General features: G+C 58.6%; 19 protein-coding genes and 1 pseudogene. 6 read left to right on the top strand and 14 right to left on the bottom strand.

Annotation, left to right across the window (positions count from 1 at the left end; genetic code table 11):
- Window positions 1-2 precede the first annotated feature (2 nt).
- The 7 genes from NK667_RS16115 to NK667_RS16085 form a co-directional block, all read right to left on the bottom strand.
- Entirely contained in the window at window positions 3-896 is an 894-nt protein-coding gene (locus NK667_RS16115; RefSeq protein WP_054615428.1) for a LysR family transcriptional regulator, read from the bottom strand.
- A 201-nt stretch (window positions 897-1,097) separates the two neighbouring features.
- Window positions 1,098-1,883: a carboxymuconolactone decarboxylase family protein gene (locus NK667_RS16110; RefSeq protein WP_054615427.1), complete on the bottom strand. Its 786-nt coding sequence runs from the start codon at window positions 1,881-1,883 to the stop codon at window positions 1,098-1,100.
- Window positions 1,884-2,188: 305 nt separating this feature from the next.
- Window positions 2,189-2,680, bottom strand: coding sequence for a (R)-mandelonitrile lyase (locus NK667_RS16105; protein ID WP_054615426.1), 492 nt, complete (start codon window positions 2,678-2,680; stop codon window positions 2,189-2,191).
- A gap of 45 nt (window positions 2,681-2,725) precedes the next feature.
- Window positions 2,726-3,718 carry an aldo/keto reductase gene (locus NK667_RS16100; RefSeq protein ID WP_054615425.1) on the bottom strand — a complete coding sequence of 331 codons (993 nt, stop codon included), beginning with the start codon at window positions 3,716-3,718 and terminating at the stop codon, window positions 2,726-2,728.
- Between the two features lie 67 nt (window positions 3,719-3,785).
- A complete protein-coding gene (locus tag NK667_RS16095; protein ID WP_054615424.1) occupies window positions 3,786-4,775 on the bottom strand; it encodes an aldo/keto reductase in 990 nt (329 codons plus the stop codon).
- A gap of 191 nt (window positions 4,776-4,966) precedes the next feature.
- Window positions 4,967-5,803, bottom strand: a complete 837-nt coding sequence (locus NK667_RS16090) for an SDR family oxidoreductase (protein WP_054615423.1) — start codon at window positions 5,801-5,803, stop codon at window positions 4,967-4,969.
- Between the two features lie 175 nt (window positions 5,804-5,978).
- Window positions 5,979-6,359 carry a nuclear transport factor 2 family protein gene (locus NK667_RS16085; protein WP_161807667.1) on the bottom strand — a complete coding sequence of 127 codons (381 nt, stop codon included), beginning with the start codon at window positions 6,357-6,359 and terminating at the stop codon, window positions 5,979-5,981.
- A gap of 193 nt (window positions 6,360-6,552) precedes the next feature.
- Here NK667_RS16085 and NK667_RS16080 point away from each other — a divergent pair, with 193 nt between their 5' ends.
- Window positions 6,553-7,482 carry a LysR family transcriptional regulator gene (locus tag NK667_RS16080; RefSeq protein WP_054615421.1) on the top strand — a complete coding sequence of 310 codons (930 nt, stop codon included), beginning with the start codon at window positions 6,553-6,555 and terminating at the stop codon, window positions 7,480-7,482.
- Between the two features lie 132 nt (window positions 7,483-7,614).
- Here NK667_RS16080 and NK667_RS16075 read toward each other — a convergent pair whose 3' ends face one another.
- Window positions 7,615-8,748 (bottom strand): lactonase family protein, encoded by a 1,134-nt coding sequence (locus NK667_RS16075; RefSeq protein WP_054615420.1) that lies wholly within the window; start codon window positions 8,746-8,748, stop codon window positions 7,615-7,617.
- A 229-nt stretch (window positions 8,749-8,977) separates the two neighbouring features.
- Between NK667_RS16075 and NK667_RS16070 the strand changes: the two genes are divergently transcribed.
- Window positions 8,978-10,279 carry an Nramp family divalent metal transporter gene (locus tag NK667_RS16070; protein ID WP_054615419.1) on the top strand — a complete coding sequence of 434 codons (1,302 nt, stop codon included), beginning with the start codon at window positions 8,978-8,980 and terminating at the stop codon, window positions 10,277-10,279.
- Window positions 10,280-10,324: 45 nt separating this feature from the next.
- Here NK667_RS16070 and NK667_RS16065 read toward each other — a convergent pair whose 3' ends face one another.
- The 4 genes from NK667_RS16065 to NK667_RS16050 form a co-directional block, all read right to left on the bottom strand.
- Entirely contained in the window at window positions 10,325-11,281 is a 957-nt protein-coding gene (locus NK667_RS16065) for a 2-hydroxyacid dehydrogenase (RefSeq protein WP_054615418.1), read from the bottom strand.
- Window positions 11,282-11,312: 31 nt separating this feature from the next.
- Window positions 11,313-12,071 (bottom strand): SDR family oxidoreductase, encoded by a 759-nt coding sequence (locus NK667_RS16060; RefSeq protein WP_054053083.1) that lies wholly within the window; start codon window positions 12,069-12,071, stop codon window positions 11,313-11,315.
- 41 nt (window positions 12,072-12,112) lie between these two features.
- Window positions 12,113-12,805 carry a fumarylacetoacetate hydrolase family protein gene (locus NK667_RS16055; protein WP_054615417.1) on the bottom strand — a complete coding sequence of 231 codons (693 nt, stop codon included), beginning with the start codon at window positions 12,803-12,805 and terminating at the stop codon, window positions 12,113-12,115.
- 100 nt (window positions 12,806-12,905) lie between these two features.
- Window positions 12,906-14,255, bottom strand: coding sequence for an MFS transporter (locus tag NK667_RS16050; RefSeq protein WP_054615416.1), 1,350 nt, complete (start codon window positions 14,253-14,255; stop codon window positions 12,906-12,908).
- A gap of 584 nt (window positions 14,256-14,839) precedes the next feature.
- Between NK667_RS16050 and NK667_RS16045 the strand changes: the two genes are divergently transcribed.
- Entirely contained in the window at window positions 14,840-15,772 is a 933-nt protein-coding gene (locus NK667_RS16045) for a helix-turn-helix transcriptional regulator (RefSeq protein WP_054053089.1), read from the top strand.
- 70 nt (window positions 15,773-15,842) lie between these two features.
- Here the strand turns inward: NK667_RS16045 and NK667_RS32855 are convergent, their stop codons facing one another.
- Window positions 15,843-16,706 (bottom strand): methyl-accepting chemotaxis protein, encoded by an 864-nt coding sequence (locus NK667_RS32855; protein WP_413786154.1) that lies wholly within the window; start codon window positions 16,704-16,706, stop codon window positions 15,843-15,845.
- A pseudogene (locus NK667_RS32850) lies at window positions 16,701-17,483 on the bottom strand (MCP four helix bundle domain-containing protein); the annotation flags it as partial. The gene NK667_RS32855 and the pseudogene NK667_RS32850, both read right to left, overlap by 6 nt.
- Before the next feature lie 608 nt (window positions 17,484-18,091).
- On the opposite strand from NK667_RS32850, the gene NK667_RS16035 reads away from it, so the two are divergent.
- Genes NK667_RS16035 through NK667_RS16025 form a run of 3 tightly spaced genes read left to right on the top strand, consistent with a single transcriptional unit; the run spans window position 18,092 to window position 21,651 of the window.
- Window positions 18,092-19,465: a c-type cytochrome gene (locus NK667_RS16035; protein ID WP_054615414.1), complete on the top strand. Its 1,374-nt coding sequence runs from the start codon at window positions 18,092-18,094 to the stop codon at window positions 19,463-19,465.
- Between the two features lie 15 nt (window positions 19,466-19,480).
- Window positions 19,481-20,020, top strand: a complete 540-nt coding sequence (locus NK667_RS16030) for a sugar dehydrogenase complex small subunit (protein WP_236708601.1) — start codon at window positions 19,481-19,483, stop codon at window positions 20,018-20,020.
- On the top strand, window positions 20,017-21,651 hold the full coding sequence (locus NK667_RS16025) for a GMC family oxidoreductase (RefSeq protein WP_054053098.1): 1,635 nt from the start codon (window positions 20,017-20,019) through the stop codon (window positions 21,649-21,651). The genes NK667_RS16030 and NK667_RS16025 overlap by 4 nt, the downstream gene beginning before the upstream one ends.
- The last annotated feature ends 67 nt before the right edge of the window (window positions 21,652-21,718 follow it).

Below are 21,718 nucleotides of genomic sequence, written 5' to 3'. Positions count from 1 at the left end.
GCTCATGGCTCATAGCGCAGCGCATCAACCACTACGCCAAACGCTGACGACTGTTCGCGACGGTTAGGGTAGTAGAGATGGTAGCCAGAAAAAGGTTGGCACCAATCTTCCAGTACCCGCACAAGGCTTCCGTCGGCAAGCTCCTTCGTCACCATATCTTCTGGCAGGAACGCTAACCCGCAACCCGCGACAGCAGCACGCAGGATTGGCACGCTACTGTTGAACGTCCATTGTCCTTCAACACGCGCTTTCAGTTCGTGGCCGTCCTTTTCAAAATCCCATTGCAGAAGGCTTCCGTGGGTAGGCAAACGCAGATTGATGCAATTATGTTCCGCGAGATCGCCAGGCACTTTCGGTGAGGGTTGCCGCTTTAAGTATCCTGGGGAACCCACTACCGCCATGCGCAACTGAGGGCCGACCGGAACGGCAATCATGTCCTTGGCGACTTGATCGCCCAGGCGCACGCCTGCGTCATAACGCTGCGCGACGATGTCGGACAGGGCGTAGTCGACGGTGATTTCGACCTTGATGTCTGGGTAGTCGGGAAGAACCTTCAATAGCTTGGGCCAAAGAATGTTGTTCGCTGCATGTTCGGAGGTTGAAATCCGCACATTGCCCGCCGGGGTATCGCGAAACTCGCTGACAGCAGCCAATTCAAGTTCGATTTCTTCAAAGCGTGGTGCCATGGAGAGATAGAGCCGCTGACCTGCCTCGGTGGTGGATACGCTACGCGTGGTTCGGGTCAGCAGTCGAACGCCGAGCCGTGCCTCAAGAGCGCGCATCGTATGGCTCACGGCGGAGGGTGAAACGCCCAACTGTGCGGCAGCGCGGGTAAAGCTGCCCTCGCGGGTAATGACCACGAAGGCTTGCAGGTCGTTGAGATTGGCTCGGGACATTGATGGGAACCTGTCATGAGGAGCGCGGGATTATCCGATGTAGTTGTGTCCCGCCTGGGTCCGGGACGCGTGTTACTCAGCGGCGCGCGGTAGGGGCGGCGAAACCAGAATTGGCAGACGTCCTCGAATCACAAGGTTCTGGCGTAGAGCGGCGTCAACCGAGCAGGGTTATGCCCAGCAGAGTTTTTCCGACCTTCATCTTCAACCTCCAGACGCTGCCAGTGCCTGCGTCAGCGCTGCGCTTGCACGATTGGCGGTTGGTTCATCCGCGTGCTTGGCCAGTAGCTCTGTGACTTGCTTCAACTGATCGGCGCTCAGGCCCACCCGCATGCTCGCCTGCATGTGCGAGCGCAATTGCGATTCCACGCCCGGCGTCGCCGCCAGCGCTCCGACGGTCGCCAGTTCGCGGCTTTGCCAGTCCAGGTTGTCGCGCTCGAAGATGTCGCCAAACAGGTGGGTTTGCAGAAACTGGTTGATGACCGGGGCGAACTCGAACACCGGCCCCTTGACCGGGCCGCCCGAAATTCGGGTTTGATTGGCTGTTCCTGCCGCAAGCAGGGCCTCACCTGTTGGAATGGCACGGCCGGGTTCACGTCCGGGGGCATCCTGGATGCCACGTTGTTTGCGCGCTTGCACGACCGTCATCAGTTCATTCAATGCGTTGAGGCTGCGCGGAAAACCGACATAGGCGTACAGCTGCACCAGGATTTCCCTGGCCTCGCTGACCGTCAGGCCGGCGTCCAGGCCTTGATTCAATGCAGCACTGAGCTTGGGCATGTCACTGGTTGCCATGAATGCTGCGATCAGTGGAATGCTTTGCTGCTTGGCCGACAGCGTTTTTGACACGGGTTGTGAGCTGGTCATGGTTTGCGATGCCTCGGCGTTCTGAATGGCAATACCCGACACCAATCCAAGGCCCAGAAACAGGACTATCAGCGCGGGGAGGGGGGTGGTCTTGCGATGTGCAATCGGTGTGTCAGTGGACATCGTAAAAGGCTCCATCCATTGCACAGCGCTGCTCCAGGCAGGCAGTGCTCCAATGAGGTTGATGTAGACAGGCTGTGAGAAAAGTCAACGATGGCTTGTCTGTCGATGTCACTGGATCGTACGGAGGATGGTTGTGACGATTAACCCCAATATTGCGCAAGCACTCATGAAGATAACTCATGAGTCCAAGCGTCAAGGGGCGTTGAAACCATGAAGCAGAGCCGGAAAATCGGGGGGCACACGCTGTTTGTTGCCGCAAAGCCGCCGCGTCGAGTGAGTGGCGCCGACACATCCTGATACTTCATTTACAGGCCCTGAGCGGGCGTTCGGCCTTCGTATTGCGCGTCCGAAACCTTTTCAGCCCATGCGACGGTTTTCCCGTCTTCGGCTTCGGCGATTGCGATATGGGTCATGCCATTGTCGGCAGTCGCCCCATGCCAGTGGCGTGTTTGCGGCGGTATCCAGACAATGTCCCCCGGGCGAATTTCCTGACGGGACGCGCCCTCTTGCTGTACGTAGCCGACGCCGGCGGTGACGATCAGCGTTTGCCCCAGCGGATGGGTATGCCAGGCCGTGCGCGCGCCGGGTTCGAAGGTCACTGTGCCACCGCTGATGCGAGCCGGCAGGTCACCCTTGAACAAGCCATCAACACGCACCGTGCCCGTGAAGTTTTCTACTGCGCCTTTGATTGAGGGCTGAGCGCCGACGTGGGTGATGCGGATCTCGTTAGAGTCCTGGGCGCAGGTTTCCCCGGCCAAGAGCGACAAGGCAACAAGCGGAGCAATCAACGGATTCATAGGCAGCGTTCCTGCAAGGTGGTGAGCCGACGACTATAGGAGGCTTCAGAGCCCGGTCATCTTCAGCGCCGGCTCGGGCAGGCGTTCACCTTGCACCTGGATCCGCGACATTTGGTCATCGATCAAGCGCAGATCCTCGCCGGTCAGCTCCAGCTCGATAGCCCCAAGGTTCTCCTCCAGCCGGTGTTGTTTTGTCGTGCCAGGTATCGGGACGATCCAGGGCTTTTGCGCCAACAGCCAAGCCAACGCCACCTGCGCGGGCGTAGCATCTTTGCGTTGTGCGACGGACTTCACCACGTCGACCAGTGCGAGGTTGGCCTTGCGTGCCTCAGGAGAGAAGCGCGGTACGAAATTTCTAAAGTCGGACGCATCGAACCGGGTGTTTTCATCAATCTGGCCAGTGAGAAAACCGGCGCCGAGTGGGCTGAACGGTACAAAGCCGATATCCAGCTCTTCCAGCACGCCCAGGAGTTCGTGCTCCGGGCCACGCCAGAACAGCGAGTATTCGCTCTGTACCGCTGTCACCGGCTGAACCGCATGGGCACGGCGAATGGTTTGCACGCCAGCCTCGGACAAGCCGAAGTGCTTCACCTTGCCCTGGGCGATCAGATCCTTGACGGTGCCGGCGACATCTTCAATCGGCACCTCGGGATCCACCCGATGCTGGTAGAACAGATCGATGCGATCCGTTCGAAGGCGCTTCAACGCGGCCTCTGCCACCGCCCGGATATGCTCCGGCCGGCTGTTGGTGCCGCCACCTCGCTCGCCGGTGATCAGGTCAATGTCGAAGCCGAACTTGGTGGCCACCACCACTTGGTCGCGGATCGGCTGCAGGGCTTCACCCAGCAGGTCCTCGTTACTGAACGGGCCGTACGCCTCTGCGGTGTCAAACAGGGTGATCCCTTGATCATGCGCGGAGCGAATCAGCTTGATCATGCTGTGTTTGTCAGCGGCTGGCCCGTAGGCCGAGGTCATGCTCATGCAGCCAAGGCCCAGAGCGGACACTTCCAGGCCGTTGCCCAGCTTGCGAATTTTCATTGATCTACTCCAATTTCAGACATCGAGGCGTATACGGTTCAATTCCGTTACTCACGGCATTTCACCGTCAGCGCCCGACTCGAGCCTTGAGAGACTCGGGGTAGCGGTCGCCCTGGATGCGGATCTGCGACAGCGCCGAATCAATCGCCTTGAGATCGACTTCGGTAAGCGTGATGCTCGCACCGCCAATGTTTTCTTCCAGGCGATGCAGTTTGGTGGTTCCGGGAATTGGAACAATCCAGGGCGCTTGGGCGAGCAGCCAGGCAAGTGCAATCTGGGCGGGTGTCGCAGCCTGCTGGGCCGCGAGCTTGCGGATCAGCACCACCAATGCCTGGTTGGCCTGAAGGGCTTCGGGGCTGAAGCGGGGAACGATGCTGCGAAAATCGTCGCTGCCGTAGGAGGCGTCTGCCGCCACGGTTCCAGTGAGAAAACCTTTACCCAACGGACTGAAGGGCACGAAACCGATACCCAACTCTTCAAGTGTCGGAAGAATTTCCTGTTCAGGCTCTCGCCACCAGAGCGAGTACTCACTTTGCAGCGCGGTAACCGGCTGGACAGCATGAGCACGTCGAATGGTCTGCGCCCCCGCCTCCGAAAGACCGAAGTGCTTGACCTTGCCTTCCTGGATAAGCGCCTTCACCACACCCGCGACATCCTCGATGGGTACGTCCGGGTCGACCCGATGCTGGTAGAGCAAATCGATGAAGTCGGTCTTCAGCCGACGCAGCGAGCCCTCGACGGCAACCCGGATGTGCTCCGGGCGACTGTTGAGGATCTGTTGTTTGTTATCGGCCCCGAAGGTAAAGCCAAACTTGGTGGCGATGACCACCTGATCGCGAACCGGCGCCAGCGCCTGACCGAGCACTTCTTCGTTTAGGTAAGGACCGTACACCTCGGCGGTGTCGAAGAAGGTGATGCCTCGCTCAACTGCCGTGCGGATCAGGGCGACGGCTTGTTTCGTGTCGGTCGCCGGGCCGTAGCCATGGCTGAGCCCCATGCAGCCCAGACCCAGTGCGGATACCTCAAGAGAGCTGTTTCCGAGTTTGCGTTTTTGCATTTCAATCTCCCTGCTTGTCGCGATCTGCATGGGGTTTGCGGATAAAAGATCGGACAAGGCTGTGGTCAGTGAATGTCGGATTGGTGCAATAGCGCTGTGCAAACAGTAAGCGAGCTATCGGGTGGGGACTAGACGGGTAAATCGGCAAGGGCTGATGAGGTGTGTTCATTAATCCGGTCGTGGCGCACCCGCTACCGGGGCGCCAGATCGCCGTACCAGTAAGCCGCCGTGACACCGCCATCCATCAGGAAATCGCTGCCGGTAATGAACGTGCCCTCCGGCCCCATGAGCAACGCTCCTACGGCGCCCACTTCATCGGGCGTTCCACCGCGTCCTGCCGCGCTCACGTCGATCATGCGCCGGTAGCCCTCGCCACGTGGGCCGCTCAACTCGTCCCGCGCCAATGGGGTAAAAATGATGCCCGGGCTGATCGTATTGACTCGCGCCCCACGTTTACCCCAGCGAACGGCTTCTGCCATGACCCGCAACGAATTCCCACGCTTGGAGATTTGGTAAGCGTTCAAAGGATCGGTGACTTGGTCCGCTTGAAGCATCGGGAGCGCGAGCAGGTCATCCGCTGGTGTGGTCGCCAGCGCCTTGTTTTGTTCGACGCTCAACGCGGGCAAGCGATGGCCGGATTGTGAAGCGATCACAATTGCGCAGCCGCCTTCGGCGATGACATGGCCGAACTCTTCAAGAACGACCGCCGTGCCATACAAATCAACCCGCAAGATGGTTGCAACGGGCGCTTGAGAAGGTGAAACACCCGCAGCGTGGATGACGCCGGTGATCTCTCCAATTGCCGTTGCGGTCTGCACCAACGCCTGAACCGACTCGCGAGAAGAGACGTCTACGATGGCCGTAGTGACCTCGAATCCTGCGTCGAGCAAGACCTTGGCCGCGGCATCGGCGTTCTCCTGCTTGAGATCTGCCAATACGACGTGCTTACCGGCACTGACTCTGCGGGCAATGGCTTGGCCGATCGAGCCGGCGCCTATAACGACAATCACTTTTGAATAATTTTTCATGAGCAGATCCTTGGTCAGGCTTGAGTTGATTCATCCGGTTGATCGCTTTCGCAAGCAATCGCAGGCCATGATTTTCAGCCTGGAGTGGGCAACTTGCCTGCGCGCATTGCCGCTATGACACCGCCACCGATCAGCAGATCACTAACCATCTCAGCCACTGTTCAAACGCAGTTCTTTAGAACGCGGTGTAGCGGGCACTCGCGATCATCCATGCACCTTCGTGCTGCTTGAGTTCTAAAACGAATCTCAATCTCCAGGGGGCAGTCATGCCGTTAATGCTGGCGTTGAAAATGCCGCGGCCTTGCACCGTGGAGCCTGTTCCCTTGACGCTGACTTCAAGCGAGTTCTGCACCAGTTCGATTCGGTGATAGTTGAAGTCTCCCGACCAGACGAGATCGAGCCATTCGTGCTTGGGCTGAACGTAGCCGGTGATATGCACCAGTGAGAAACCCGGTTCAAGCAAGCGATCAAGATCGGGCGTACGAGCCTCCACCATGGCAGTGTGATAGGCGTTCAGGACTTCAATAATCTCTGAGCTTTCGTCAACGTGCGCCATGCAACTCAACATGTATTTGTCCTGTGAGCGTTTACTGAAAAGTGCGTGTGATCCTGGATCGCCATGCCCGACAACACACCTTCAAGGGTGTCGGACTCATCCGTCGCGGGGCGTATGGCTGACCAATATAGATCGCCAGCATCCACATGATTAGATGCTAGGATCTGCATGAACTTATACTTTGAGATAATAAATGGATCGGTCTGAGCTCGGCGATCTGGCGGTTTTTCTGGTCGTGGCGCAGGAGCTGAACTTCACTCGCGCAGCCGCCCGACTCTCTACGTCGCAGTCTTCGGTCAGCCAGACCATTCGCCGGCTCGAAGCTCGCCTGGGCGTCAGATTGCTCGCTCGCACCACCCGAAGGATGGCCACGACGGAGGCGGGAGAACGGTTACTGGAAACCGTACGACCTGCATTTGGCAACATTGAAGCCAAGCTGAGCGAGCTGAGTGAAATGCGCCAGAAACCGGCCGGCAGCGTTCGCATTACCGCGAGCAAGCACGCGGCGGAAGGCATTCTCTGGCCCACGGTTTCACGGCTGTTGCTCGAGTACCCAGACATCAAGGTCGAGATATCCAGCGACTCGGCATTAACCGATATCGTCACTGATCGCTTCGATGCCGGAGTGCGACTGGGTGAGCAGATAGATCGGGACATGATCGCCGTACGGATCGGTCCTGATCTGCGAATGATCGTCGTCGGATCGCCGTCGTACCTGGCGCGCAGTCCAGCGATCACCAGGCCGCACGACCTGACCCGTCACGCCTGCATCAATGTGCGCCTGCCGTCCTCGGGGGCTCTCTACGTCTGGGAGTTCCATCACCAAGGACGTGACTTGAATGTACGGGTTGATGGCCCGCTGACGTTCAACAACATGCGCATGGTGCAACAAGCGGCGGTGGAAGGTTTCGGCCTGGCATTCATATCTGAGGACGTTGCGCAGGAACAACTGCGATCCGGTGAGCTTGTTCAGGTGCTTGATGAATGGTGCCCGTTTTTCTCGGGATACCACCTTTATTTTCCCAGCCGACGTCAGCAGTCTCCCGCGTTTACGCTCTTGGTTGAGGCATTGCGCAAGAACGTCGATGCATCATTTTCGGGTGCAAAATGGCGTCCGGCCTGAACATCCTGGTCATGTGATGCTGTTTGTGGCGTCTCACTCGGGAGCCTGCACAGGGTGTTGAGGAAGGCGAGGGGCGAGTGTTCGAATCACGCCGCCCCGACCTCCCTGTCCGGTGCTTCTTGCTCCCGAAAGTTACTCCACCGACGTCTGCAGCACTTCTATCCACAGCGCGCCTTTGCCCGATGCCGCTTCGCCGACACGTTTCAAGGCGCCCTTGTCGCTGACGGCATACGTGCCGACTTTTTCGCTTTTCTCACCCGTCACCAGCAACCAGCGACCGTTGGGTGAAAACGCGATATTGCGTGGCTGCTTCTCTTCCACCGGATAGTTTTCGAGAAAGCTCAAGTGGCCGGTGGAAGGATCAACTGCGAACGCCGACACCGAACTGCTGGTGCGCTCGGTCATAAGCAGTAGCTTGCCATCCGGCGAGATCCGCAGGTCGGCGGCCCAGATACGTGGCGTGGGGTCGTCCTTGAGGTCGTTGTTGCGCGCGTCACGCACTTCGCCGTGAGCCAGTTTCAAACGCTCGGGAATGCCATTCGCCACGCTGATCTGAGTCAATGCACCGGTGCTGTCGTTGATCGAAAACGCGGTGACGGTGCCGCTCATTTCACCGACCACGTACAGGTATTTGCCATTCGGGGAAAAGGCCAGGTGCCGAGGCCCGGTATTGCTCGGGACACTGATGTAGCCGCGGCCGATGGGCGTGAGCGCGCCGGTTTTGGCGTCGAGGCGATATTGTAGGACCTGATCCGCGCCAAGATTGCCCGCGTAGGCAAACCGGTTGCTAGGGTCGGTACGCAGTGAGTGCGCATGTGGGCCGGTCTTGTAGGTCAGGATGTTGGCAGAAGGCTGATAGGCCTTGTCGATGGCCTGAACGCTGACGGTGTCGGCCCCATAGGATGCGCCGAGCAAATAGTGTCCTTTTCTGTCGGTAGACAGGTAAGCCATGCTTTCTGCCAAGGGTGCTTTGGACAGCGGAGCCAGGTGTCCGCTCTTGGGATCTATGCGGTAACCCAGCACCTGAAACGGCTTGACCCGTAATGCCGCAAACAACACTTTGCCGTCAGGCGTGATGGCCATCGGATTGACCTGATCGCCGGCGCTGACCTGTTCGATCAGGCTTAGCGCACCGTTGCTCTGGTCAAGGCGATACTGGGAAATCAGACCGTCTCCGGGGCTGGAGATGTAGGCAAAAGTGGCGGCATTGGCTTGCAGACTGATACCGCACACAACGGCAGCGGCGATGAGAAGGGGTTTGGTCACAGTGATTCCTTATTTTTATGATTGTGATCGGTCATCCTATGACTGTCGCTGTATGGCATCAATACCTGTTTTACCTGGATAGCGGGAAATTCTGGCTAAAGCCAGTAGGTAAAGGCCGAACAGTGGAAACATTTCTACATACTCTGGCTCAATAATAGTTGTACGACGTCTTATCTACTGTGTTCGACTGCGCTCGGTCTCACAAAAAAAATAAACGGAGATACCCTCTATGACGAGCATTCCTTCGGTCGAAGGCAAAGCTGCGGCGCCCGCACAAAACCGATTCTCACGAGTACTCAAGCTGCTGGGCCCCGGCATCATCGCGGTGCTGTCCTGGCTGGGCGCAGGTGACCTGATCACCTCATCCGTGGCCGGTGCCAACTACGGTTACGCAATGATGTGGGTGCTGGCGGTCTCTCTGCTCTTGAGATACCTGATCGTCAACATCATCGCTCGCTTCCAGCTGTGCAATAACCAGGGCATGACCATCCTGCAAGGCTATGCGCAGCTGAATCCGTTTTTCGCCTGGTTCATGCTCGTTTACGCCCTGCTGATGGGGCACTTGATGAACGCCTACATGATCAAAGGGGCGGGTGAGTCGCTGGCGATGCTGTTGAAAATCGACCAGCCGCTGCTGTGTTCACTGGCGGTGGTGCTCGCAGTGTGGATGCTGGTGGGGCGTAATATTTATTCGATGATCGAAGGCGTGATGAAGGTGTTGCTGGCGATCATGACCTTGGCGTTCATTGCCCTGGCCGTGATGTCCGGCCCCGATGTCGTCGGCATCGTCAAAGGCACCATCGGTTTCAATATTCCGCCGGATGAAGGCGTGCATGGCGCGCTGCTGGTGGCGGTCTCGGTGATCGGCGCGGTGGCCGGTTCGATTGCCAACTTCGTCCATCCTTACGTCATGCGCCAAAAGGGCTGGACAGGGCCGCAACACAAGCGCGTTCAACGCAACGATTTGCTGTTCGCCGTGTTCGTCGGGATCGTCATCAACCTGGCCATCTGGATCGTCGGCGCGGAAATCCTGCGGCCCAACGGCATCGAGGTGAAGACCTTGGCCGACCTGGGCAAGGCGCTGGAAATTTTCTTCGGCCCGATCGGTTGGTACGTATTCTTCATCGGTGTATTCGCCACGCTGTTTGCCAGCATTTCAGGCAAGACCACCGCGTTCCCGATGCTGATTACCGATGCCTTCCAGCACGTTCTTCCTGAGCGTCGAGAGAAGTACGGCAAAGAGTTTCACCATGATCCGATGCACAAGTGGTTCATGCTGTTCATCCTTGTGACGCCGTTGATCTGGTCGTTGCCAGGCATGCCGGATTTCGTGACCCTGACCATCGGTGTCAGCGCGCTGAACATCATTGGCTTGCCGGTCATTTCCCTGGGCCTGCTGATCATGTCCAACCAGAAATCGTTGCTGGACAAGAAATATCGCAACAACCTGTTTGAGAACGTTGCGCTGCTGTTTGCCACTGGCCTGGCGCTGTGGGTCGCCTTCCAGTTGGGTGTCGATCTGTTTACCTGACATCGCGTCGCCGAGGGGATGCAATGTCCCCTCGGCAGCGATGGCTCAGTCAGTCACCGAACCCTGCGGTATTCTCCCGGCGAAACTGTCCACCAGGCTCGCCACCACCATTTCGCCCATTCGCGTGCGGGTCTGCAACGTCGCACTGGCACGATGCGGTTGCAGCACCACGTTTTCGTTGGCGAACAGCGCCTCGGGTACATTCGGCTCATCGACAAACACATCCAGCGCCGCACCCGCGATTTCTTGAGCGGCCAGCGCCGCCACCAGATCAGTCTCGTTGACCAGTTTGCCCCGCGCGACGTTGATCAGGTATCCGTCCTTGCCCAGCGCCTGCAACACCTCGGCATTGATGATGGCCTCAGCCTGGTCGGCGGCGGCCGCGAGAATCAGCGCATCGCTTTGGCTGGCGAGTTGCTTCAGATCGGCGACAAAGGTGTGGCTCACATCGCTCATCGGTTGCAGATCGGTGTAACTGATCGGGCAGCCAAACGCGGCAGCCCGGATCGCCACTGCACGGCCAACCCGGCCCATGCCGACGATGCCGATGCGCATGCCCGACACCTGACGCGCCAGCGGTAGCGGAGCCAACGGCGTCGGGCTCTGGGGCCATTCGCCCGAACGTACATAGCGATCGCTGGTGCACAGTCCGCGGCACACGGCGATCAACAAGCCGATGGCCAGGTCAGCGACATCCTCGGTCAGCGCGCCGATGGTGGCGGTCACGCGGATCCCGCGATCCCTGGCATACGCCAAATCCACCGCATCGGTGCCGACACCGTTGACCGCGATCACTTCCAGTTTGGGCAGCTGCGCCATGAGTGCCTGGCTGATCCCCGTGTGCCCGCCAGTGATTACCCCGCGAATGTTCGCGCCGTGCTCTTGGATATAAGCCTGCTTGTCGGCCTGCTGGAAGTAACGTCTGACGGTGAACAGCTCATCGAGCCGCGTGTTGATTTCAGGGATCAGGATCGGGCTGAGCTGCAAGACTTCTGGCTTCATGTGGACCTCGTAACAGAATAAAAAAGCCGGTTTAACCGCGACCGGCAAACGGCATGGCGCTGGCCATGACGGTCATGTTCAGGACGTTCGCTTCCAGCGGCAGGCCGGCCATGTAGCGCACGGCATCGGCCACATGCTTGACGTCGACCATCGGCTCCACGGCGATGGTGCCGTTGGCCTGGCGCACGCCTTTGGTCATGCGCACCGACAGGTCGGTCAGGGCGTTGCCGATGTCGATCTGGCTGCAGGCGATGTTGAATTCGCGGCCGTCCAGGGCCAGGGATTTGGTCAGTCCCAACACCGCGTGTTTGCTGGCGGTGTAGGCGCTGCTGAACGGGCGAGGGGTATGCGCCGAGATCGAGCCGTTGTTGATGATGCGTCCGCCTTGTGGCTGTTGTCGGCGCATCAATCCGAAGGCACCTCGGGCGCAAAGGAAAACACCGTTGAGGTTGGTGTCGATCACGTTGCGCCACTGCTCGAAGGTCAGCTCATCCAGCGGCACTGCAGGGGCGTTGATCCCGGCGTTGTTGAACACCACATCGAGGCGTCCGTAAACCTCGCTGATGGTTGCGAACAGCGCATCGACACTGGCCGGGTCGCGCACATCCGTGGGCACCGCCAACGCTTGGTGCCCCTCGCTGAGCGCCAATTCGACCACCGCTTGCAACGGCTCTGGTCGGCGTCCGGCCAATACCAGGGTGAATCCGTCGGCCATCAGGGCCAGGGCCACGGCGCGGCCGATGCCACTGCCGGCGCCGGTGACCAGGGCGACTTTCAAAGGACTGTTCATGTTGTTATCTCCTTTTCGATTTATGAGGGCATGTGCCGGGCTCAAGGCCGCTGGCCGACACGCATTTCCAGTTGGCCGATGCCGTCGATCCCGGCGTTGATGATGTCGCCTGGTTGCAGCACATCGACGCCTGCCGGGCTGCCGGTCATGATCAAGTCACCGGCCCGCAGCGCGACCGACTGCGAGATACGGCTGATGATTTCACTCACTGACCAGATCTGGCTGGCGAGGCTGTCGCGCTGGCGCTCTTCGCCGTTGACGCTCAGCCACAAATCGCCGTCAGGGTGCCCGGCGCGAGTGATTGGCACGATGGCGGTCATCGGCGCGGCGCCGTCGAACACCTTGGCACCTTCCCACGGCATACCGTTGCTTTTGGCTGCGCGCTGCACATCACGCCGGGTCAGGTCCAGCCCGGCGGCGTAGCCCCAGACATACGCCAACGCCTGGCTCTCCGGAATATTGGCGCCGCCTTCACCGATGGCCACGACCAATTCGATTTCGTGGGCAAACTCTTCGGTCAGCGGCGGGAAAGTCACTTCACCGGAAGCATCCACCACTGTGCTCGCCGGTTTCATGAAGAACACCGGTGGCTGGCGAGACTGGCCTTGGGTGTCTGGCCAAGGGTAGTTGCGGCCGACGCAAAATACCCGGCCAACGGGAAAGCGCTGCGGGCTGCCGGCAACTGGCAGGGTTACGGGTAGATCCGGGGTAAACACGTATTCGGTCATAGTCATTTTTGTAGTCGTCCGGTTAGTCACGTCAGCGTACGGCGGCATTCTTTTGCAAAGTTGGACGAATGCCGCCTCGTGTTGGAGAAAAACGCTTTTTTCCGGCTCAGCGCACCTTGAGTTCGATGCGATACAAGCGGCCAAGCAGCAGCGAATAGGACAAGGTTCCGATCAGCGCCACGCCGCCAATGAACCAGAATGCGTAGGCAAAGGAGCCCGTTGCGTGGACGATGCCGCCAATCACGATCGGAGTGACAATCCCGCCGATATTGGCCGCCAGGCTGGTGACTCCGCCGGTCAGGCCGATCAACTCTTTGGGCGCGACTTCCGACACTGCCGCCCACGACGATGAAGCGATGCCCTGGGCGAAAAAGGCGATGGTCAACACGGCAATGCAGATCACGTTCGAATCGGTGAAATTCACCAGCACAATCGACATGCCCAGCATTGAGCCGACCACCAGTGGCAACTTGCGCGCAAAGGACATGGAATAGCCCCGGCGTATCAGCAGATCGGAGACGATACCCGCCAGCAAAATACCCACCGTGGCGCCCACGAACGGCAGCACCGCAAAGATCCCGGCCTTGATCATGGTCAGCTTGCGTTCTTCGATCAGGTAGGTCGGGAACCAGGTGAGAAAGAAGTAGAGTGCCGAGGTGCTGGCGAACTTGCCGATGCAAATCGCCCAGATCTGCCGATAGCTGAACAGCTCGGCGATTTGCCGCCAGTTGAACCGGGTGCGTTCCTGACTGCTCTTGACCAGGCCACCGCCGGATTCGATGTATTTCAACTCTTCCTTGCTGACCTTCTTGCAGCTCAGCGGATCACGGTACACGCACAGCCAGATCACCCCGAATACGATGCCGAGTATCCCGGTGCTGTAAAACACATGGCGCCAGTCATAGGTCGTGGCCAGCCATAACAGCACGCCGGTAAACAACGCCGTGCCCAGATATTGGCCGCACACATAAATGCTGCTGGCCAGACCGCGTTCGCGGGCAGGGAACCACACCGTCACCGCACGGCTGTTGGCGGGGAAGGCCGGCGCTTCCATGGCGCCGACGGCCAGGCGCAGCCCGAACAGCGAGGCAAATCCCGTGGCAAAGCCCTGGCACACGGTGACCGTCGACCAACTGATCAGCGACACCCCATAAGTGAACCGCGACCCAAAGCGATCGGCAATGAACCCGGCGGGCACCAGGGCGAGGGCGTAGGTCCAGGCAAACGCGGAAAAAATCAGGCCCATTTCAATCTTGTCCAGGCCCAGGTCCTTGGCCATGAAGGGTGCGGCGATCGAGATGTTCACGCGGTCGATGTAGTTGATGATGGTCGCAATCAGCAGCAACGACAGCATGAACCAGCGCCGGCGGGTTGGCAGGCGCTGAGTCTGTACGGCGTCCCGTGCGCCGATACTCACCGACGACGCGGTGGACGGGGAGGTTTGCGAGTTCGACATGGATGGACCTTTTTATTGTTAGAAAAATCGAGATGTTCGCGCGCAGCCGAAACCGAAGCCCCCAGTACCGGGGCAGGGCAATCGTTGCTTGAGTGGGAGGCGCGGACAGCTGCTGTCAGGCGCTCAGATACGCCTTCGGACAGGGCTGGTCGGGGGAGGAGTCGCGGGGGAAAAAAGTCGGTTCATGAGTGCGCACCTTTTGATTGTTTTTGGAAGATCGGGCTGCATTGGCTGCCACAGTGGTCGTACAACCTTTCAAAATCAACGGAGGCGTTAGATCGTTTTTTCCTCTGAAAACAGGGATTAATGGGGGTGTCCAAGAAAACGGCGATCCGCTAATTTCCAGCGGTGTTGCGTAAATTGTCGATAACTTGTTGTTATATATGGATAAAAATATTATGACCGCGCTGTGTTTTTTGGACAGGCGACAGAGAGCACACGGGTTCAATTAATTCATTGAATGTCATGGTCATCCTATGACAGGTTGAAATCTGCCGGCGTGCACCATCACAATCACCCACGTCGCCGCCAGCACCTCGGCGCGACGACAACCTGCCCATGCACCTGTCGAGGATCCTCAGGAAATGTCGTCACCGAGTCGAGTCCCCACCTACGTCATGCAGCAGCGCAGCGAACTGACGGATTTCTACATCCGCGATAAAAAGGGCCGGCGCGCCGAAACCAGTCCGCATCGCCACGAGTATTTCCAGATTCAGGTCAACCTCGGTGGCGACACCGTGCAGCACATTGGCAACGTCGAACGTCCGTTTCCGCGCAACACGCTGGCGTTTATCCTGCCGCATCGCGTGCACGTGATTCCGCACCCGGCCGACAGCAATTTCATGGTGATCAATTTTTCCCAGACCTTTCTGCTGCCGCACTTGCAGTGCGACCCGATGGACCTGGAGGAAGTCTCGATTCTGCTGGCCCCGGAGTTATCGCCATTCCGCTTCCAGGAGCATCTGGATTTCATCCTCGGTGATGAGGATTTCCACAAAGTCTGTGGCCTGATAGAACAGATGCGCGTGTTGGACGAAAATCGTCAGTTCGGTACCCGCGAGATGCTCAAGGGCCTGCTGCTGCAATTGGTGGGAAGCGTCTGCGCCCTGTATGCCGAGCCGCTGAAACGCCTGGCCGAAGAGAATGCCGCCGAGGTCAGCCGACGCGATGCGTTGAGCAGGATGTCGGAATACTTGCGCAAGAACATAGCCGACCCCGACCTGAACCTGATCAAGGTGGCTGCGGCGACTTACCTGTCACCGACGTACCTGACGCACTGGCTGCGCAAGGAAATCGGCAAGACCTTCACCGAGCTGGTGCTCGAACGCCGGATGCACGCAGCGCGCAATTATTTGCTCAACGGAACCCGGCCGGTGGGGGAGGTGGCGAGGTTGTGCGGTTTCGCTGACGAGGCGTATTTCTCGCGACGCTTTCGTCAGATCCATGGCCAGCCTCCCGGACAGTTCAGGCGTCAGCAGCTCAATCCCGATACGCCGCAATCACCCTCCAACACGTGATCGATTGAGAAGAGGTTGTTTTAACGGTGGACGTGCAGCTTAAGCAGAGCCGCTCGTCCTGTTTCGGTGCTTACAAGCGGAAGCGGTTGACCAAGGTGTTAAACGAGATTGCCAGGTTCGACAGCTCTTGGGTTGAGGCGTTGGTCTGATGCGCACCCGCCGCTGTTTGCGCCGACAGGTCCTGAATATTGACCAGGTTGCGGTCGACTTCCCGGGCAACGTTGGCCTGCTCCTCCGAGGCCGTTGCGATGACGATATTGCGCTCGTTAATCTGCGAAATGCCTTCTGCGATCAGTTCCAGCGCCTCGCCAGTGGCGTGAGCGAGTGACTGGGTATCGTTGACCAGTGCCTGGCTTTTGCCCATGGCGGACACGGCCTGATCGGCGCTGGTTTGCACGGCATTGATCATGCCTTCGATTTCGCCGGTCGACGCCTGGGTGCGTGCGGCGAGTGCGCGAACTTCGTCGGCGACCACGGCGAAGCCGCGACCCTGCTCGCCGGCCCTGGCGGCCTCAATGGCGGCGTTGAGGGCCAACAGGTTGGTCTGTTCGGCGATACCGCGAATCACGTCCAGCACTTTACCAATGTCACGCACTCGCCCCGCGAGATCCTTGACCATGGTGGTCGACGAGGCAATTTCAGAGGTGGCGTTGTTGATTGCAGTGACGGCGTTCCGGGCTTTGTCGCGGCCATTGCTGGCCTGTTCGCTGGTCGAGCGTGAGGCTTCGGACGTGGACACAGCATTGCGGGCCACTTCTTCCACCGCCGAGGTCATTTCGGTTACCGCTGTAGCGGCTTGCTGGATTTCATCGTTCTGGCGGATCAGGCCTCGACTGCCGTTATCGGTGACAGCGGTCAGTTCTTCCGCTGCCGAGGCCAGTTGGTCAGAGGCGCTGGCAATTTGCTGGATCGTTTCCTTCAAGCTGAGTTGCATGTCGCCGAGGGCGGTCAGTAACTGGCCGGTTTCATCGCGCCCGGTGCTGACGATAGCCTCAGTCAAATTACCCTCGGCAATGCGCTGGGCGCTGGCTACTGCGGTGGCGATGGGACGGCTGATCAGGCGGCTGATGAACAACCCCAGCAGAATCGCAGCGATGAACGCCAAGACGATGCCCGAGTACAGGGTATTTTTGGCAGACGACTCTTGAGCGGTGGCGTCCGCCGCACTTTCTGCGACCTGACGGTCATTGGAGTCGACCATCACGGTCAGTTCATCCATGACTACGCGATAATTTTTTTGCAGGTCGCCGAGGAGCAGGGCACGGGCTGGTTCCAAATCATTGGCGTTCAGCAACGTGATGTATTGCTGGACCTTCGCCTGATACACCGGCCAGTCAAGCAACATCTTGTCACCTGCCGCCCGCTCATCGTCAGCCAAGGGGCGCTTACGGTATTCGGCAAACGCTTGCTCGCTCGCCAGTTGGTTGGCCTTCATCGAGGCGATGAACTCGTCTTTCACATTCTGCGGCGCGTTGGAGGCGTGGGCGATGTATAGCCGATAAAGATCGCGGCTTTGCCCAACGGCCTTGGTTTTGGTTTGAGCGGTGTTCGCGATGGCAACCAGGTTGTTGTTGAACACGGACTTCAGGCTCTCCGACAGCGCGGCCACGCCCTGGCTTCCCAGTACGCCAACGCCGAGAGTAATCAGCGCACAGAGCGCGAATGAAGTGATTAATTTAGTCGAAAGTTTTGCGTCGTTAAGCCAGCTCATCGGTATGTCCTGAAAAGGGTTTGACTGAACAGTCTATGAAGTGCACCGACGTCACTGATGTGATCGGTCGTCGTATGTCTATCGACAAATTCGCAAAAGGCTAAAGCGCCACGTAATGCGAATGCCTGAAAAACCCCTCTAGAACGGGCGTTTCGACGCCAAAATTCACCTGTTTCGTGCATTTGTGAGGCTTTTTTCAGAAATTGTCAGACGATCTGTGCAAGTCGTTATTTTTGAAATAAAACCATTTAAATCAACTATATAGATGCTTTTATGTTGATGACGGCAATCAAAAATAAAAGCACAGGCATGCAAGCATGAGCAAAACTGAAAAAAATCCACTCGCCCGCGCTCAGATTCACATTAATGTGACGATTCTCAGGCCGTAAATATCGTTAAGACGGCCGTAATAGACGCCTTTATCGAATAATAAATTTTTGCATGATGGCGTATTGCCAGGCGTTTCGGAGTGTGAAATATTCTTTCCAGGTAAACATATGACATCGTACGACATGTCAAATTTGTCAGTGATGGCCGAATCTTGAAAGTCATGAATGCAGTTGCTCAGGATAGAAGACATGCCGAGTAAAACGGGTAAGGGAAAAGGCATGAGAACTGCTTTTAACGGATTACTAACGCTGTTGGTTTGCGCCGCTGGCGGCGCTCACGGTCAAGTACTGGATGCCTCGGCGTCGCCGGGTAAGCGCCTGGCGGTCGCGGCAGATTGTGTGGCTTGTCACACCGCGCCAGGGGGCAAGCCATTTGCGGGTGGTTATCCGCTCGGTTCGCCGATGGGGGTCATTTATTCGACCAACATCACCCCCTCCAAAACCGCTGGCATCGGCGGTTATACGAGCGAGCAGTTTGCCCGTGCAGTACGAGACGGGGTAACGCCAGATGGCACGCATCTCTACCCGGCAATGCCGTATACCTCTTACGCGAAAATGACCGACGCCGATGTGGGTGAGCTCTACAACTATTTCATGCACGAAGTGCAGCCCGTCGATGCGACGACGCATAAAACCGACCTCGATTTCCCGTTCAACATCCGCTCCTCGATGCTCGGCTGGAACGCGCTGTTCCACAGTCAGAAGCGCTTTACACCGGATCCGGACAAATCCGCCGAGGTGAACCGAGGTGACTATCTGGTCAACGCACTGGCCCATTGCGATACCTGCCATACCCCGCGCAACTTCCTGATGGCCGCCGATACCAGCAAGCCGCTTGCTGGTGGTTCGCTCGGCAGTTGGTATGCGCCTAACATCACGTCCGACAAAACCAGCGGCATCGGCGCCTGGTCCAGCGATGAACTGGTCGCTTACCTGCGCACCGGTCACGCCGACGACAAAGCGCAAGCCGCCGGACCGATGGCCGAAGCGGTCGAGCACAGCCTGCAACACTTGGAGGGCGCGGACCTCAAGGCCATCGCGGCCTACCTGCTGCAAACACAACCGATCAACACCGGGGAGACCAAGGCCCGACACGAATTCGGCCAAGCCTCGACCGATGAGCTGACCCTGCGCGGCGGCAAACCCGAGGACAATCCGGGCTGGCACATCTTCAGTGGCACATGCGCCAACTGTCACCAGGCCAACGGCCAGGGCACTCGTGAGTATCCTTCGCTGTTCCACAACACCGCCACCAGTCGCAGCGACAACTTGATCGCCGCGATTGTCTACGGCGTGCATCGCGAAGTAGACGGTGTGGCAATCGACATGCCGGCATTCGGCCCCGACGCACTGTTCACCGACCGCCTCAACGACCAGCAGATTGCCGACGTCAGCAACTATGTGCTGTCTCGTTACGGCAACGCCGCCCTGAACGTCACTGCCGCCGACGTGGCGCAGGTGCGGGAGGGCGGGCCGAAGGCGCCGCTGGCGGTCATGGCGAAATTGACCATTCCAGTCATCGTCCTTGCGGTCGTGCTGATCGGTCTGATGGCAATGATGTTGATCTCGCGCCGTAGACGCCAGGAGGTCTGAACGATGGAAAATTCGATGACTGACAAACCCACACCGATTCCCTCCGCCTCTTCGGTACTGTCGCGTCGCAGCCTGCTGCGCGCCTCTGTCGCCGTGGGTGTGACCGCGATGGTCAGCGGCCTGATGCCTTGGCAATCGGTCATGGCGGCTGCGCAGTCAGACGCTGATTTCATCGCTCTGTCGCAGTTTCTGGTGAGCCGTACGGTCAACCCGGTTCTGGCGGCACGCTATTACGCGGCACTGGCCAAGCGAGCACCGAACTTCATGACCAACGTGATTGCCCTCAAACAACTGGTGGGCGAGCGGGGCTTCAAACACGTCGATGAATACCTGGCACTGACCGACGCAGATCCCTCGTTGAAGGCGACCGCGACCAGCATTATTTCAGCCTGGTACCTCGGCGTTGTCGGTGAGCCGGCAGATGCGCAAATGATCAGCTATTCGCAAGCCATGATGTACGGCCCGACCCACGGCATTCTCATCATCCCTACTTATGGTGGCGGCCCGAACTCTTGGGGTCCCAAACCAGCAGCCACTCAGGATTTCAAACTATGAGCAACGGTGATTTCGACGCCGACGTAGTCATCATCGGCTCCGGTGTCATGGGCGGCCTGATTGCAACCGGTCTGGCCAAAGCGGGCAAATCGGTGATCGTTCTCGAGGCGGGGCCGCGGGTCAATCGGCGGGATGTGGTCGAGACCTTCCGCAACGCGCCCGTCAAGCTGTCCCTGGCCAACGCCAAGTTGCAGGGGGCCGGATCGCCGTACCCGAGCTTGCCACACGCGCCGTCGACGTACGGTGACTATTTGCAACAGGTCGGGCCGGTCAAATACAACACGTCCTACTTGCGGGTTGTCGGCGGCACCACTTGGCACTTCGGCTCGTCGCTATGGCGCATGCTGCCCAACGACTTCCGGCTGAAGTCCTTGTACGGTCGCGGTCGTGACTGGCCGATCAGCTACGACGAACTGGAACCATTCTATGCCCGGGCCGAGACTGAATTGGGGGTGTCCGGCGTCGATGGTCAGGATGAAAGCGGGCAGGGCGGCGACGCTTTTCCGCCACGTTCGATTCCGTACCCGATGGAAGGTCTCAAGCCCAGCTACATGTTCACCCGACTCTCGGAAATGCTCAGCAAGGGCGGATACAATCCGATACTCGAACCCAATGGCCGCGCCACCCGCCCATACGGCAAGCGACCACCCTGCGCCGGTAACAACAACTGCAACCCGGTGTGCCCGATTGCCGCCAAATACGACGGCTCAATGCACATCGACGAAGCGGAGCGCCATGGCGCCAAGGTGTTGGAAAACTCAGTCGTCTACAAAATCGAAGCCGGGGATGACGGCAAGATCAACGCCATCTGGTACATGCGCCCTGACAAGTCGACCCACAAGTTGACGGCTCGTTATTTCGTACTTGCCGCGTATGGCATCGAATCGCCGAAGCTGCTGCTGATGTCGACCTCCGATAAGTACCCGAACGGCATTGCCAACTCTTCCGATCAGGTGGGCCGTAATCTGATGGACCACACCGGTATCAGCATGAACGTCATGACCAAGGAGGACATGTGGCCCGGTGAAGGACCGACGCAACTGCTGGTGTATCTGAACAGCCGCGACGGTGCCTTCCGCAAGGATTACCCGGGTTACAAGATCAAGGTCCGCAACACGGTTCCGACCTCGCAGATCACCACTAACCTGATCGCCAAGGGTGTGTTGGGCTCCAGGCTGGACGAGCAGATTCGTTTGCAGTCGGCACGCTCACTCAACTGGGCCGTAGACTTTGAAACACTGCCGCTGCCGGAAAACCGCGTGACGCCGAGCAAGACCAAGTTCGACGCCGTTGGGCTGCCAGTACCGGAGATCTACTACAGCGTTCCTGACTACTGGCATGCCGGCAAAGAGAAAGCGCTGGTGGACTTCAAAAAGTTCGCGGAACTGCTGGACGCCGATATCCTCAGCACCGATGTCAACTTTCAGAACCGCCAGCACATCATGGGCACGACCATCATGGGCGACGACCCGAAGGACTCGGTAGTGGACCGCGATTGCCGCAGCCACGACCACGCCAACCTGTTCATCGCCGGCACCAGCGTCATGCCGTCGTCATCGTGTGTCAACCCGACGCTGACCGGCGCTGCGCTGAGCATCCGCATCGCTGATGTGCTAGTGAGCGAGGTCTAGGTCTGCCGCAGGTGGTTGCTGCGACTGATCTGTCACCGACGTACCTGACGCGGGGCTTCGAAATAAT

This window comes from Pseudomonas nunensis (assembly GCF_024296925.1).
GTDB classification, from domain to species: Bacteria; Pseudomonadota; Gammaproteobacteria; order Pseudomonadales; family Pseudomonadaceae; genus Aquipseudomonas; species Aquipseudomonas nunensis.
The sequence above is the reverse complement of the archived record's forward strand: the minus strand, read 5'-3'. Positions and strand labels throughout refer to the sequence as shown.